This is a genomic window from Runella limosa DSM 17973, assembly GCF_000482465.1.
GTDB lineage: Bacteria > Bacteroidota > Bacteroidia > Cytophagales > Spirosomataceae > Runella > Runella limosa.
This window is the reverse complement of sequence record NZ_KI519429.1, coordinates 89,840-105,269: the sequence shown is the minus strand read 5'-3', so window position 1 is coordinate 105,269 and position 15,430 is coordinate 89,840. Positions and strand designations below refer to the sequence as shown.

The 15,430-nt window shown below is 45.0% G+C and carries 13 protein-coding genes; 4 read left to right on the top strand and 9 right to left on the bottom strand.

All coding sequences use genetic code 11. The features are described 5' to 3' along the window. Positions 1 to 37: 37 nt before the first annotated feature. The 7 genes from K339_RS0129155 to K339_RS36345 form a co-directional block, all read right to left on the bottom strand. A complete protein-coding gene (locus tag K339_RS0129155) occupies positions 38 to 973 on the bottom strand; it encodes a D-2-hydroxyacid dehydrogenase (RefSeq protein WP_028526754.1) in 936 nt (311 codons plus the stop codon). Positions 974 to 1,384: 411 nt separating this feature from the next. Then, positions 1,385 to 3,784: a TonB-dependent receptor gene (locus K339_RS0129150; protein WP_028526753.1), complete on the bottom strand. Its 2,400-nt coding sequence runs from the start codon at positions 3,782 to 3,784 to the stop codon at positions 1,385 to 1,387. 396 nt (positions 3,785 to 4,180) lie between these two features. Continuing rightward, entirely contained in the window at positions 4,181 to 4,681 is a 501-nt protein-coding gene (locus K339_RS0129140) for a hypothetical protein (RefSeq protein WP_028526752.1), read from the bottom strand. Beyond that, entirely contained in the window at positions 4,678 to 5,175 is a 498-nt protein-coding gene (locus K339_RS0129135; protein ID WP_028526751.1) for a hypothetical protein, read from the bottom strand. The genes K339_RS0129140 and K339_RS0129135 overlap by 4 nt, the downstream gene beginning before the upstream one ends. Before the next feature lie 116 nt (positions 5,176 to 5,291). Continuing rightward, positions 5,292 to 7,754 (bottom strand): zinc-dependent metalloprotease, encoded by a 2,463-nt coding sequence (locus K339_RS0129130; protein WP_028526750.1) that lies wholly within the window; start codon positions 7,752 to 7,754, stop codon positions 5,292 to 5,294. A gap of 137 nt (positions 7,755 to 7,891) precedes the next feature. Next, entirely contained in the window at positions 7,892 to 8,587 is a 696-nt protein-coding gene (locus tag K339_RS0129125) for a LytR/AlgR family response regulator transcription factor (protein ID WP_028526749.1), read from the bottom strand. Beyond that, a complete protein-coding gene (locus K339_RS36345; RefSeq protein ID WP_084332353.1) occupies positions 8,574 to 9,620 on the bottom strand; it encodes a sensor histidine kinase in 1,047 nt (348 codons plus the stop codon). The genes K339_RS0129125 and K339_RS36345 overlap by 14 nt, the downstream gene beginning before the upstream one ends. 207 nt (positions 9,621 to 9,827) lie before the next feature. Here K339_RS36345 and K339_RS35225 point away from each other — a divergent pair, with 207 nt between their 5' ends. Further along, on the top strand, positions 9,828 to 10,667 hold the full coding sequence (locus K339_RS35225; protein WP_037302248.1) for a DUF2306 domain-containing protein: 840 nt from the start codon (positions 9,828 to 9,830) through the stop codon (positions 10,665 to 10,667). Positions 10,668 to 10,717: 50 nt separating this feature from the next. After that, positions 10,718 to 11,107 carry a hypothetical protein gene (locus K339_RS0129110; protein WP_028526748.1) on the top strand — a complete coding sequence of 130 codons (390 nt, stop codon included), beginning with the start codon at positions 10,718 to 10,720 and terminating at the stop codon, positions 11,105 to 11,107. Here the strand turns inward: K339_RS0129110 and K339_RS0129105 are convergent. Together K339_RS0129105 and K339_RS35220 are read right to left on the bottom strand one after the other, a co-directional pair. Beyond that, positions 11,095 to 11,586: a DinB family protein gene (locus tag K339_RS0129105; protein ID WP_028526747.1), complete on the bottom strand. Its 492-nt coding sequence runs from the start codon at positions 11,584 to 11,586 to the stop codon at positions 11,095 to 11,097. The two genes, K339_RS0129110 and K339_RS0129105, sit on opposite strands and share 13 nt — an antisense overlap. 31 nt (positions 11,587 to 11,617) lie before the next feature. Next, a complete protein-coding gene (locus tag K339_RS35220; RefSeq protein ID WP_211243858.1) occupies positions 11,618 to 12,859 on the bottom strand; it encodes a DUF6786 family protein in 1,242 nt (413 codons plus the stop codon). A gap of 217 nt (positions 12,860 to 13,076) precedes the next feature. On the opposite strand from K339_RS35220, the gene K339_RS0129095 reads away from it, so the two are divergent. Both K339_RS0129095 and K339_RS0129090 read left to right on the top strand, forming a co-directional pair. Continuing rightward, positions 13,077 to 13,886 (top strand): glycogen/starch synthase, encoded by an 810-nt coding sequence (locus K339_RS0129095; protein ID WP_028526746.1) that lies wholly within the window; start codon positions 13,077 to 13,079, stop codon positions 13,884 to 13,886. After that, the gene (locus K339_RS0129090; protein WP_084332352.1) at positions 13,795 to 15,240 is read left to right on the top strand and encodes a DUF4270 family protein; all 1,446 of its coding nucleotides are present in this window, start codon (positions 13,795 to 13,797) and stop codon (positions 15,238 to 15,240) included. The genes K339_RS0129095 and K339_RS0129090 overlap by 92 nt, the downstream gene beginning before the upstream one ends. Positions 15,241 to 15,430 lie beyond the last annotated feature (190 nt).

Below are 15,430 nucleotides of genomic sequence, written 5' to 3'. Positions count from 1 at the left end.
CAATATTCGACATTTTGCACTCGACATTCGACACTCCCTAATATCCTTTTGATAAATTTATTTGATTGTGAGGAGGTTGTCCTTCGATAAAGCGTCGGAAATTATCGGCAAAAATAGCAACTTTTCCTTCCTGTTCGTTGGTCTGTCCGCCGCCTGTGTGCTGGGTTAAAATCACGTTTGACATGCGCCAAAACGGGTGAGTACTTGGTAAAGGTTCTTCTTCTGTCACGTCGAGTATCGCTCCCGCAAGACGCTGTTCTTGTAAGGCTTTTATCAACGCAGTTTCGTCCACCGTTGAGCCACGGCCAATGTTGGCAAAAACGGCCGAGGTGGGCAAGGCGTTGATCATGTCTGCCGTAAAAAAGCCTTTGGCCGCCCCTGGCAAGCAGTTGATTACTAGGTCGGTTTGGGGAAGAATGGCAAGGAGCGCTTCGGGAGTGTGAATGGTGGCATCGGGGTGTGAGCGCGCGACCATTTGAAGGCGACAGTCAAATCCCGAGAGCATTTTTTTAACGGTTTGGCCAATGCTTCCTGCGCCTAAAATCACTACTCGTTTGCCCGTGAGAAGTCCCAAACGGTAGCGAATGGGTGAGCCCACCCAGCGTTTTTCGGTTTTTAACAAGGTAAGTTCTTCCAACCCCCGATAAAAAGCGAGAATGCCTGCGATGATGGTTTCGGCACAAGGCACGGAGAAGTAATCGGCAAGGTTACAAATCGTCACGTTGGGAAGGTGTAGGTGTTTGTATCCATCAAATCCCGCCGATTCGAGTTGCCAGAATTTCAATTGAGCAGGGGCTTCCGTAAACCACGCAGCGGGCGGGTTGCCCAAAATGGCATCGGCCCGACGAAAAGCGGCAAATTGTTCATCCTCTGGAAGTTCTACTCTAAATACGAACTGATGTCCCGTAGGAAACGCTTGGCGCAAGGTGTTGCGGAGTGCTTCGTTGAAGGGCGTATTTACAAAAATTTGCATTAGATTTGTGAGCTAAGTATCCTCTTTCTCGACAACCTGCTGGTTGCTCGCCCCAAAATTAACTCATTAATGCTATGCTAAATAAATGGTTGGATAAATTAAATCGCCACGACTATCCTTTTATCGACTTGTTTTACTACCTCATCGTGATCGTGGTGTTCTTTCTGTTGGTCATTATTTCAAATCTATTTTTTGATTAATAGGGGGCTGTGCTGATGGTTTCCTGTTTGTGTTGAGGGTTTCTCATTTGTGACAAGGGTTTCTCAAAACCCGTCGAGTTCGGGTTTTGAGAAACCCTCAACACGTGGAATTGGGTTTTGAGAAACCCTCAACACGAGAATTGGGTTTTGAGAAACCCTGTCACGTGGAATCGGGTTTTGAGAAACCCTCAGCACCTCAGCACCTCAGGGCTTAATTCTCTCCGCCTTTTTTGTCGTCGTTGCTGATGCTTTTTTTGCTACGCTGAGGTTGGCTGCTCATTTTCCCAAATTCATAAGAAAAACTCACGCGCCAGCCACGGTTGAAGTATTTGCTGCTTCCTTCCTGGGTGAAAGTGGGCGAAGCAAAAGTGATTTTTTGTTCTAAAAACGGGGCAAAAATATTATCAACTCCCAGCCCAATTGTGCCTTTTTTCTTCAATACTTCTTTTTGAAGGGCTAAGTTGTAATAGGCATAACCACTGACTTTACCTTGTAACATGACGCGAGGGGAGTTGAAGAAGCCAAAAAACTGCGCTTTCAAACCTTTGCCAAAATCGTAAGTACCGTTTAAGTTGATGCGATACATCCAGTTTTCGTTTTTGGCTTGCAAAGCGGGGCTGTTCAAGATATTGTAATAAAGGTTGAGGGAAGTGTTGGCCGAAAATTTCTTAATTTTTGTACTTCCGCTCAAGGTCAATCCGTATGAAATGTTTTGAGAGATGTTCTGGAACGTCAAGTGGGTTGAACCTTCTTCGTTGACCGTCCGAATGCGCTCGATGGCGTTGTTGGTTTGACGCATAAACAACACCGCATTGACCGACGATTCTTTGATATAAACATTATAACTCGCTTCAGCGCTGTGGGTCAGCTCAGGTTTAAGATATGGATTGCCTGAGTAGGTAGCTTTGGGCTCGCTGGCGTTGACGTATGGGTTCAAGAACCAAAGCATTGGTCGCTGAATCCGTTGCGAATAACTTAATTTAAGTTTCTGATTTTTAGGGAGATTGCGCGACAAACTAATGTTCGGAATGATGTTGCCGTAGTTGCTCGAAAACGGAACAGTTCCTGCCAAAAACGCCGCTTGGATAAACGTGTGTTCGTAACGAGCACCTGCGTTGATACCCCATTTGTTTTTAGAAACCCGCGAGTAGGCGACGTAGCTCGAAGCGACTTGTTGGTTATAATCAAAGAGATTGGCCAACGCTGGAACATCCTGAAAGTCGCTAGAACCGTCTAAGGCAGTCGCGACGCGGTAATCGCTTTTCACGTTTCTCAAGATGGCTTTTGCTCCGATTTCTAGGGTGCTTACGCTATCCAACGGATTGGTAAAATCAATTTGAATCGTTCCTTCGTGATTTCGACTTGCGTTGGGGCTTTTTTCGCGGTAATAAATGGCGTTTTCGGCATTAAGTTGATCAAGGTTATAATAGCTATCTTCTGCTTCTTTTGAAAACATGGTCAAGATGTTAAACTCTTTTTTGGGCTTCTTAAATGACTTGTTGTAGTCGAAGTTGAGGGTTCCACCGTTCCAATCATAAATCCGATAGAGTTTTCTAGTAAACAACGAACGAGGCTCGCTAGGGGCCGTAAAGTCGTTGATATAATCAAAATTCATGGCGTTTTTACCGTCATAAAAATTCAATCCCGCACTTAGTCGATTGAGCGAATCAATATCCCATTCGGCAGAAAGATTGCCGTACATATTTTCTCCACCTCCTCTAAACGACGTTTGTTGGAGCAGCGTGGTTTGGTAGTTTTCAAGGGTCGTAATTCGGGTCACGGAATTTTCGCCCAAATTTCGCCATTTATTGAAACCGCCGCGGGCCGTTATGCCTACACTTTTTTTGCGGTAGTTGAGGTTACCATTGTAGCTATCATTCCACCGCCCAATGGAGGTATTGGCTTTGCCATTAACGCCTTGCAGGGTGTTGCGTTTCGTAATAATGTTGATAATTCCTGCCGTTCCTTCGGCGTCGTATTTGGCTGAGGGAGAAGTAATGACCTCAATTTGTTTGATGTCATCGGCAGGAATTAATTTGAGCACCTCCGCTACACTTTTGGCCATTAAGTTGGAGGGTTTATTATTAATCAACACTTTGATGTTGGAGCTACCGCGCAGTTCCACGTTGCCATCCAAATCCACCGCCACCGCTGGAATTTTGCGAAGCACATCGCCCGCGTTTCCCCCTTTGATGGTAATGTCTTTTTCGGCGTTGTAAACCAAACGGTCGGGTTTGTCTTCAAACAAGGCTTTTTGCTCAACTACCTGCACCTCTTGGAGTTGCTGGGCAGCTTGTGCAAACGAAATTACCCCTAGGTCGAGGTCGTTTCCTTCGGTTACTACTACGTTATTGATGATTTTGTCGCGGTAGCCCACAAAGGTGATTTTGAGTTGGTAGGAACCACCACTCACTTTATTAAAGGTAAATTTACCAGTGACTTCGGTGGTGGTTCCTTCCAAAATTTTGCTGTCTTTCAACAACGCAACGGTCGCAAACTCAACGGCTTGTTTGGAAGTAGAATCAAGCAAAAAGCCTGAGATTTTCGATTTTTGGGCAAACGAAGTCCCGATACCCCCTAGCAAGAGGGCTACTAAGAATAACTGTTTCATAAAGTTTACCAGAGGTGGCTGTTAAATGGGTGTTGGCTGTATTTTTTGTGTGGTAGTTAGTGACTGTATTTTAGTGTGGATACTCGTCGTTTTTAAAATGGTTACAGCAATGACATGCGTTTTTTCAAAACGTTGCATGTCGAGGGAAGTTTTTTTTAAAAGACCTTCCAAGTTTGTTTGGTTCATAACTGAAACTTGGAAGGTCTATAAAAGTAAAACAGTGTCTTCCAAGTGTGCTTAAATTGGGTTTTGAGAAACCCTTTCGTGTCAGATTTGAGAATCTGACACCACTGCGTGTGGAGTTGGTTTCTCAAAACCAACTGCCGAGGCTTCTCAAAACCTCGATTAGCAGAATGCCTTGGTAAAGCGTTTGGTTAAATATCTGACAAGAGATGTTTATTTTGAGGCACTCAGGGGCTTTTTTTCGATGCGGTTCAGGGTGTAGCTAAATAGCTCATTGCCGACCAAAAGGCTTCGGTCATGGTTTAACATAAAAAGCAGATTGTCACCAGCTTTGAAAAGTTGCAAGGTTGCGTTCTCCATTTCCAATTCGTAAACGATGGCCTCAGGGTCGTTTTTGATCCCTCTACTAATTTTCCAAGCACCGTTTTGGTCTTTTTTGCGAAATGCTGTGCCTATCAGCTGAAAGGTGGTTGGCTGATGCGTTTTTGGGTCATGGAAGAGCGTTATTTCCCACTTACTTTTAAAACATTCGCTGGATACCGTTGCTTTTAACAAAGCAGCGATTTGCTGACAAGGACAACGCCCTGCAAAAATCCCAAGCACCTCTGGGCCAGATGGGATAGGGCGGGAGGTAGGTACGATGGGTGGCGTATTTTGGGCGAAAAGGGTAGCCGAAAATAGAAAGAAAAAGATAAAATGAAGAAGCGTTTTCATCGCACGGTTTTGTTAAAGGTATAACTGTGGCTAGGTGTGCCAATCATCAAACTTTTATCCCCGTAAAGAAGATGCAAAAGATTGTCGTCCATTTTTACAAAAGACAGCGTTTTGTCGGGCTGGTCAGCGAGAAGGCGATAGACAAGGGCATTGGGGTTGGTTTTGGTGCCTTTCGTTATTTCCCATTTTCCACTAATCGCTACTGGAGTGCCGCCTCCTGCAAAAAGATTGGTATTGGGCTGATATACCCCGTAAGTAGCTCGTAACTCAAAATCAGTGGGAGCTTGTGTCTGAAGGTCTCGTTGGAATATAATTTCCCATTTGATAAAATCACAAGCAGCAGATGGCGGCATGGCAAGCAGCGGCTGAAAGATACTTCCGCATGGGGTACTTGCCACAAATCGCTCTGAAATAGTAGGAGCCTGAGAAAAACTTGGAAGAAGCGATGAAAGCCATACACAGACCAGTAGGGCGCTTTTGAAGAGAGTTTGCATGGTCTTGGAAAAGTTAAATAGTTTATTGCTTTATCCATAGAAACAAAAAAGACTTCCCACGTTGCATTCTGTGGGAAGTCTTTTATCGGTCGGGGTGTAAGCACCCCGCACCACTGCTAATGTCCTTTTGAAAATGTAGGCAATTCCCAGTCGCAAGCAGGAGCTAACCAGTCGTAGCCCGATTCGATGGGCTGACCATCGGGAGGGGTCATTGTAGGAGTGGTTGTTACATCGGAAGGACGATTTTTCGCCATTTCGATTTGGTGGATAGCAAATAGATTATGCGCTTTTTGCTTGGCGTCTGAGATCCCACGGTTTTGTAGCCAGAAGTTTAAGTCTCTCAATTTGAGCATGATAACGGCCCGTACTTGTGGCGTAACTTCTTTGTTGTTAGATAGTTCTATTAGTTTTTCGAGCGCCATTTTATCTACCAAACGTGCAATTTCGCCTTCGTAACCCGCCCGCGACGCGTTTGATTTCCACGTAGCACCGATAAGTTTATCAAGGGTTTCTTCCAAGCTCAACAACGACGGATGGAACGACGACTGAATCACCAAACGGCTCAAACGCTCTGGGTTAAGCAACATGCGAAGCGTCAAGCCTGCGGAGGCTTCGGGTGGGCCGAGTGGATCAAAAACCAACCCCGTACGGCGTTTGAAGGTTTCGCGGGGATTAGCGTCGTAGCCGAAGGCGCGCGGAGGAGTGAGTTTCAATACCGTTTCGGGTACTTTTAAGAAATCAGGTTGGAGTGTTTGGAGGAGGGTTTCCAAGGCTTCGCGCTGCTCAAGTCCGTTGACAGGCGTGGTGGTGAGGTCTTTATCGCCTTTTACGGTAAACTTATAATTGACGCCACCTACAACCTTGGCCGTAGCTTCTACTTGAAAACGGTGGAACATATACATGGGCACAAACACTTCTTCCAACGAACTCATCGGAGTACCTGTGCGTAGTTTGCGTTCGTCAAAATTACTCAATGTCACTTTCCGAACTTCAGAAATGCGTTTCAATTCGGCCGTAGCGTTTGCGCCATTGTCCCACAAGTGGGTCTGCGGGTGGGCACTTCCTTCGGGGCGAGCGTCTTGGTCGGTCAAAAAATACAGTCCTTTGCCGTACATCTGATCCACAATGGTATTGAGGGCTTTTTTCTCATCCGTCCCCTTAGGAAAATCTTGGTAGCCCCAGATGATGGACCATTTGTCGTAGTCACCAATTTTTTTGTCATACGCATTGGATAAATCCACTTTCCCGTTTTTCAATTCGACCAACATGTGCGGATAATCCATCACCGAAGCGCGGTTGTGAATGCTTGCGACGTAGTTGTGCGGAAGCCCCAAGGTGTGCCCAATTTCGTGCGCCGAAAGCTGTTTTAAACGATCAATCGACATTCCCAACATATCATCCACATTGGTAGTGTCGGTTTTGAAATCTCCCACAAGCCCCTGTGCTATGAGGTAGTCTTGGCGAACGCGCAACGACCCTAATGTTACTTTTCCTTTCAAGATTTCGCCCGTGCGAGGGTCAACAATACTAGCCCCGTACGACCACCCGCGCGTAGAACGGTGTACCCACTGAACGAGGTTATAACGAACGTCCATTGGGTCGGCGTCGGCAGGGAGCAATTTTACCTGAAAAGCATCTTTGTAACCCGCTGCTTCAAACGCCTGATTCCACCATTTGGCACCTTCTACCAAGGCCGAACGAATGGGCTCGGGAGCACCTGGGTCGATGTAATACACAATTGGTTTCACGGGCTCGCTGAGGGCTGCGCTAGGGTCTTTTTTCTTCAAACGGTGACGAACGATGTAGCGCTTTTCAATTGGCTCACTGATGGGCGTGGCATAGTCATAATAAGACGTAGAAATGTACCCAATGCGAGGGTCGAAAGCGCGCGGTTGGTAGTCATTGTCAGGAAGTTGTACAAACGAATGGTGCTGACGCATTGTCACGACGGAGGCAGTAGGAACGACTTGCCGCAAGTAAGCACCAGGTGAGTCGCCCGTGAGGGTAATGGTTACTTCAAACTCCGTATTTTGAGGAAAGTTTTTGGTGTTGGGCAAATACATGGCCGAGCGCGAAGCATCCAATCGAAACGAACCTTGGCGCGTGCGCGAAATGCCTTGAATGGCTCCTACGGCGTCTTGCATCAAAAAAGGCGTAAGATCCACGAGGGCAGTACCTGCGTTTTCGGCCAAGACCTCAAATCCCCAATGCACCGACTGCGCAAAAGATTCTTCTACCGCACGGCGTTCAAGCGGATCTTTGCTAACGGCACGGTAGGCGTAATTGGGTTCCAGCATTAAAATTTTGTTGCCCGTACGTTGAAATTTAACCACGTGCTCTTGCCCCAAGCGACCACGGTCGAGGCCAATGTCGTTGGAGCCGATGCCTTGCGAAAGGGTAGGGTAGTAGAGGAGCTCGGTGTCGAACTGCTTAATTTCAAGATAAACTTTACCTTTTTTAGCATCCCAGTAGTACGGCAAAAAACCGTCTTTCTTCTCCATGTCCTTGGTGAAGGTTTCAATGGGGTTTTGGGCGTAGAGGGAGGTCGAAAACAACGCCAGTAATAGGAGTTTTTTCATAAATAATTGGGTAGATTAGGTTGTTGATTGGTTAGACTACTCCCCACGAAGGGTGTTCTACAAAGAAACCTAATTTTTAGGAAAAAGGAGGCATTCACACCCACAGAAATCGACCTATACGAATTTTTTTGCGGCAGCTACACCCGCGTTAGTGCGCTCTTGAACGCTTTTCCAATGGGAAGCGCTTGCCCTTGAACGATGACTTCTTCTTTGGTATAAATTTCAATTTTGTCAATGGCCACAATAAACGAACGATGAATCCGAACAAACTGGCTGGAGGGGAGGAGTGCTTCGATTTCGTGCGTGCTCATTTTTGATTTAAACTCGCCTTGCGTCGTCATGACTCGAATGTATTCACGGGCACTTTCGACGTACAACACCGTGTCAAACACAATACGTACTTTCTTTCGGTCGATGCTCAAAAAGCACGAAAGGTCTTTGGTTGGGGCTTCTTTTTCAGTGAGTTGCTGGGCGCAAATGGCCTTGATGATCTTGTTGGTTGCGGTGACAAAGCGTTCAAACGAAAACGGTTTGAGTAAATAATCAATGATGTTTAGCTCAAACCCTTCGACGGCGTATTGGTGATAAGCCGTGGTGACGATGACGGCGGGCGGGTGCGTCAAGGTTCGTAAAAACGCCAAGCCTTTTAATTTGGGCAAATGAATATCCAAAAAGATAAGGTCAACGGCCGTAGATTGGAGAAAAAGCCCCGCACTTATGGCGTCTCGGAAAGTAGCGATGAGTTCGAGTTGGGGCAAAGATTCGCAATAATCTTTCAGGATTTTGACGGCCAAAGGTTCATCTTCGACAATGATACACTTAATTTTTTGCATAGCTATTGAGGTCAATGGTGAGTTGGGTAAAAAACGTTTGCCCCCGATTTTCGAGCTGAAGCTGATAAGAATGAAATAACAGCTCTAACTGCCGACGAATATTCCGAATCCCGATTCCCTCTTGGGAAGCTGTTGATTCTTCGTTTTCTTCTTTTGAATTTTCAATTTCTAAACGTAACTCCTGCTGACGAACTGCAAGCCGAATGTGGACAAATGCTTGCTGGAGTGTTTCTGAAACCCCGTGTTTGAAGGCGTTTTCGACCAAAGGAATCATCAACAACGGTGGAATCAACGTTTGAGACTCCTCCAGCTGCACCTTAAATTGGATGTTGAGCGTCTCGTCGTAGCGCATTCGCTCAAGCTCCAAGTAATCTTCGATGATTTTAATTTCTTTATCGGCACTTACGAGCCCGCCGCCCGTTTCGTAGAGCATATACCGCAGCATTTCCGATAATCGCAACACGTTGTGAGGGGCTTGGTCGGATTTTTCTCTGGCCAAAGCGTAAATGTTGTTGAGGGTATTAAAAAGAAAGTGCGGGTTGATTTGCGACTTTAAAAAACTCAATTCAGACTGTTGTTTTTCAATGACCAATCGTTGGTTTTTTAGCCTCAGTTCGTACGAATCAACAATCAGTTTAATCAACGTAAAATACAGGATGCCAGCGACTTGGAAAAAGAAACGGGTGGACAGCCCTTTCAACGTAAACGGCATGTCGTTGAGTGGGTCAAGCCCAAAAACGTAAGCTGCAAATTTGCACCAACCTACAAACCCGAACGTAAGCATAAACAGCATTCCTGCCACCAGTAAAGTAACCCAGCGCCATTGTTTGGGTTGCTTACGAATAAACGGAATGGCTTGATGAAAGAGAAACAAATTTAAGAAAGAAACAAAGCCGATTGCCAAAGAGAAAATGGCCACTGCGGTAAAAAAACAGCCCCATTCTCCGTTGCACTGGAAGGCCATTGCCACGTACCAAATGGCAAAATAAGACAACAAAATCCAACCGCTTGTCTTGAAAGGTTTACTCATCATTCCGCTGATAATCAATAGTGACCGTTTGTAAAATTAAGCAAAGAGAGTAAAGAAAGCGGCGAGAGTCAACACTATTTCCACGAACGTCAACCAACGACCGATTAACGTCAACAAAACGAGTTGGAAGGTAAAATCGGTCATCATAAAATGGCTTGTCGTACGCCAAACGGCCACCAACTTTGTAAAAAAAACACGCCTTTTATCAACATGAAAACAAAAGAACTACCTGCAACACAGCTTCCAACTAGCCCAAGGGTTGGGAAAAACTACCTCGACCTAAGCGTCAAAAGTTGGTTTATCGTCGCCACCTTGGGCCAGTGGATTTTTGGGCTATACATTGCGCTGTTTTATGGCAAATCGACCTTGTCAGGCGAATGGGAGAAGTGGAATAAAGTATTACCTCACGGCTATGTAAAGGACGATTTGACGGGAAACTTAATTGTGGTTGCCCACGTATTTTTTGCGCTTATAATGGTGGTAGGCGGACCGCTACAGCTGATTCCTCGGCTAAGAAATCGCTTCAAAACCGCTCACCGTTGGCTGGGGAGAACGTATATCCTAACGGCCATTCTGATAGCACTTGATGGACTCATTATGGTATGGACGCGTGGGGCGGTGGGAGGGCTTTTGCAGCACATTGCCATTTCGATTCAGGCCGTTTATATGGTTGTTTTTGCACTTCTTGCATACCATTATGCCCGTCAACGCGACTTTGTGAAACATCGTCAGTGGGCTATTCGGCTCTACTTGGTGTCGAATGGCGTATGGTTTTTTCGGGTGAGCTTGATGGCTTGGTTGATGCTCAACGGCGGCCCCGCAGGGTTTGACCCAAAAACATTTGACGGGCCATTTTTGTGGTTTCTAGCCATTGCCATTTATGCCCTTCCTGTGGCTTTGATGGTATTTGAACTGTATCTCTATGCCCAGAAAAATCCATCAAATCCCTTACTTCAACGGGCTACCGCTTCATTGCTTTTTTTGCTGACGGGGTTAATGTTGGTGGGGATTGTAGCCGCTACAATGGGATTGTGGATACCTAGAATGTGAAATACATGTACTATTTTTGGAGACACAAGCCATGAATAATCACAACAACGATGAACTCATTTCAACAGCTCAAAAAACTACTTTGGTTAGATGCTTGGGCCGCTACAACAGCCTGTTTAGGGGTGGTGCTTTTCAAAAATTTTGCGCAGCCGTATTTGTTACTCCCCCTTAATTTGCTGACTGCGATGGCCTTGATAGCCTTATTATTTGCTTGCTATTCATTTCATCTGGTCATCCGAAAAGCGCATTCTCAACAATGGGTTGCATTATTGGTAGTTGGTAATAGCGTGTATGCGATATTTTGCTTTGGGTTAGCAGTATATTTTTGGGAAAAAGCAACTGCATTGGGAGTAATATACCTACTTTTTGATGCTACTATTGTCGGGACGTTGGCTTATATAGAATGGAAAGCATGGATACGTTGGTTTCACCATTTCTGAGTAGCTTGAAATACCCAATCAGGGGCTTGGTCAATCTCTTGACGCAGGAGTTGGTTAAGTTGTGCCGCATGGTGTTGGACGTGCCTCATGTTATACAGCAGTATTTCTACCATCGAATAATTCATGGTTTCTGACTGATTGACCCAACGTGCTTCGGCAGTTTCAGATGTTAATTGGCTGATAAACGCTTGTCCCTTTTCCCTACAATAGCGTAGGTACTCAAGTAATTCGTCGGGAGTATAAACCCTTTCGGGTAAGGTATCTTCAAATTCGGAGAAGGTAAAAGGCGGTGGCGGCGCAAAAGTTTTGGGTGAAGTGGTCAAGTAATAATCAAGAAAAAAGAGCGTATGAAAAGCGTGGTACCAAAACTTGCGCTCAGTATCCCACACTTCATCGGGGCAACAACGAATGGCATTTTCGAGCATGTCAATACTCGCCCCAAATTGATTCCAAATACTTTCTTTCACCGTAACCAACATAGCACAATAAACGTTATTTTTACCCTTTGCTTTACTTCTCCAATGCTGCTACTTCTTTCAACGACACGCCCAAAAAGCGTTTGGCGATGGGGGCGAGTTGTGATTCTAATCCCTCAAAATGGAAGGTACGACTGCGGTGACCGAGAATTTGGCCTTTTTTGAGCTCACGAGCGGGCGACGACGATTCCAATTCATAGAAAGGACCCATTTGGGTACCATCGGCTACGGGACCATCGTTGTACGAATTGGCTGCGTCGCCTTTGTAGGGTTCTTTTTGAAGTTCCCAGAGTGAATTTACGTAATCGCCGCTGGGGTCAAGGTCGTAAGTAACGATGGTGAGCACGCCTTTTTCGGAATCATAACTGCCCATGACGGGCTCTGCAATGCTCGGAGGGAGGCCGATTTTGCTGCGGTGTTTGCCATCAGCAGCAAAATACAAAACATTGTCCTTGATGATGAGTCGTTCGGCAGGTACTTTGCCAAAATAGCTATCGTTGATTAAGCTCTTGGCATTAGGCGTGTTTTTGAAAGGAACAATGACCGTGGTCTTGGGCGTGGGATTAAACATCCCCAAAATCCAAATGGAAAGTAGCCCTGTTTCTTTTTTCCAATCAGCACCTTGGTTAATCACCTGATTCATGGTCTCGTACGCGACCACCTTGACGTCTTTGAGGGGAAGTTGTAAGATGGTTTCGACCGAAAGTTTGCTCATTACTTCTACACTGCGCAGAATCTCAATGTCAAAGGTTGTTCCTGAGTAGTTGGTAAGTTTGGCTTTTTTGCGGAACGAGGCTTTGGCTTTTTCGGATGAAACCACATCGAACGGCTCAGAATCTATCAAGGCAGGAACTTGCCAGTTATCGAAAACAAAATCTTTGTCTTTTTCAAAATAAACGGAGAATTGCCCGCCTTCAGGCCCCAGCCAAAAGCGTTCTTCGCCGCCAAAAGCACTCATGTGGGGCGTAAATTTGCCCGATTCGAGTAGTTTATAATTGATCCAGCCGTAGCTGTTGCCCGTAGAGCCACCCGCAGTGGATGTCATCACCCGACCTTGTAGCGCTGCCACAACGGCAACCTGCGCCGAGTCATCGTCAGGCGAAGAAATAACGAGGGGTGGCTGGTGTTTCTTTAAAAAAGCTAAGTCTGTACCAAAAGTATGGAAACGTGAGGACATGGTGTCTTGAGGGGAGGTTGAACAACTAAACTCTACCGTCCCTAGCCCAAAAATGACTACTGCGGTGCGCAAAAAGTAGGCGATTTTGTTTGAACTCATTGGATGAGAGTGTATTAGCGATTTGGGTAGTTGAACGTATAATTTATCCCAAAAGTATATGATTGACAAAACATACTCAAAACCGATGGACAAAGTGACTTGTGAGGCATACGGAGTGAAATAAATATCGCCCATGGTGGTTGAAATTCGCGAAAATTTTGTATAATTTTGCAAAATTTTTCTTCAAAACCAATCCAATCAAGCTTCACCAAAGCCTATGAGTAAACTACGGATTTTGTATGTAGCCAGTGAGATAAATCCTTTTCTCCAAATTACCGAGGTAGCAGAATACGTACGAAAACTGCCCCAAGCAATGCAGGAGCGCGGCATGGAAATTCGCATTTTAGTGCCCCGCTTTGGACTTATCAACGAACGTAAAAACCGTCTTCACGAAGTAGTTCGCCTTTCTGGTATTAATATTTCGGTCGGTGACGATGAGAAACCTCTAGTAATCAAGGTCGCATCGATACCGAGCGCTAAACTACAAGTTTATTTTATCGACAACGAAGACTATTTTCATCGTAAGTCCGTTTTCTTAGATAAAGACAACAATTTTTTTGACGACAACGATGAGCGTGCTATCTTTTTCTGTAAAGGCGTACTCGAAACCGTCAAAAAGTTAGGCTGGGCGCCTGACGTTGTACACTGTAACGATTGGATGACTTCTCTCATCCCATTGTACCTAAAGACGACCTATAAAAATGATCCGATGTTTAAGGATACCAAGTGCGTTTTTACGGTGTATAACAATGCCTTCAACTATAAGTTTGAAGACGCCATTTTAGAAAAAGCCAAAGCCATGGACGTTAGCGACGAGGCACTGGCGCATCTACGTTCAGCTGATTTTGAGGGATTTGTCAAAATTGGATGTGCGTATGCAGATGCCGTAGTAAAAGCTGACGATGATTTTAGTGAAAGTTTAAACCAAATTTTTGATGAATTGCCCGAACGCAAGTTGGAACTGGTCGAAGAAGACGAAAACTTTACCGAGACGTATTACAACCTTTACAACGAATTGGCTGGCTAAACTTAGCCTAAGCACCCTCACCTTATTGGTTTTGGCCTTGATGTCGTGCGAAGCTCCTAAAGAAATTGGACTTCCGCCCGAAGTAATTGCCGATGTTAAGTTTGTCGATACCCTGACAGTACGTACAAGTACTGTGCTGTTGGACTCGGTGCGCACCTCAAATGCCCAACGAATATTGGTGGGTGTTTACAATGACCCCATTTTTGGAAAGGTAAAAGCGCAGTCATTTGTGGAGTTTACAAGTACACTTAATTTGAACTTGAACGCAGATGGAACAACCAATACCAACGTGTATGCTTTTGACTCGGTGTCTATTAGCTTGTCTTACAATCATTATTACGGGGATACGCTCAAGCCGTTTCAGATGGCAGTGCACCGTTTGACAGACACGCTCCTGACGGGTAAGATGTACTACAACAACAGTACAATGCCGTATTCGTCAACACCGCTGGTAAGTCATACGTTTTACCCAACCCCAAGAACGTCGTCGTTGGTGACAATGAGGCTCCCAGATGCGTTTGGACAAGAAATCTTTGCTTTGAACGGTAAGCCAGAGGCTAGTACCATCGCCAAGTTTACCCAGACAATCAAGGGTTTGACGTTTGTTCCTGCCGCTACTAATGCTTCTGTGATTGGAATTTCTCCCCAATCGACTGGAATCACGCTGAACTTATTTTATCACAATACTGCTGATACCATCGCGTTGGTAAAAACGTTTTTTATCAACAAGCGTTTTAATCACGTAGAGGCTGACCGCCAAGGTACTGCATTGAGCAAAATTCAACCGCTAAAACCTCTCGCTGCCAGCGAAACAGGTGGATTGAACTACATTCAAGATGCCCTTGGGATTGTAACAAAACTTGAGATTCCTTACTTGCAAGAATTGTTCAAACAAAAAGGAATTGCCATTAACCGCGCCGAGCTATTGATTACCCCCACTTGGCCTGAGGGAACGAACTCCATTTATACTTTGCCAATTGGATTGGCATTGGCTGAAACGGATGCTTCTAACCGCTTGCTGAGAACAAAAGGTGATACGGAGCTTTTGGTGCCTAATGATGCCACTACTTTCCAAAGCTATATTTTGCCACAAGTGGTATATTATTCGACCAAAACGCGCAATTATAACTTTATCTTGACGACCTATTTGCAAGCATTGGCCGTGGGCTTTAAGAAAAATCCAGGTTTATTATTGATGCCAATAAGTGGAGCACCAGAGGTACAGTCGTACTCAACCAGCGGACAACCCTTGAGTAGTTACTATCCGTTTATGAACAATAAACTGGATCGCTTGACGATTACGCCGAATAAAGAAAATATCAAATTGATGTTGTTTTATACAACGGCTCAGTAAGAATAAAGCGAAATACAGCATACGCAAAACGCGCGAGGGAAATTCTCCTTTGCGCGTTTTGTTTTTGTAATATTTCTTGACTTTTAAGGTTTTTTGTTAACTTTGATAGGATAAAACCAAGTTTTTTAAAAAAGTTTTTAGCGATAAAACGTTTGATAATTTTTTTTAAAAACTTTCCCAAAGTTCAACT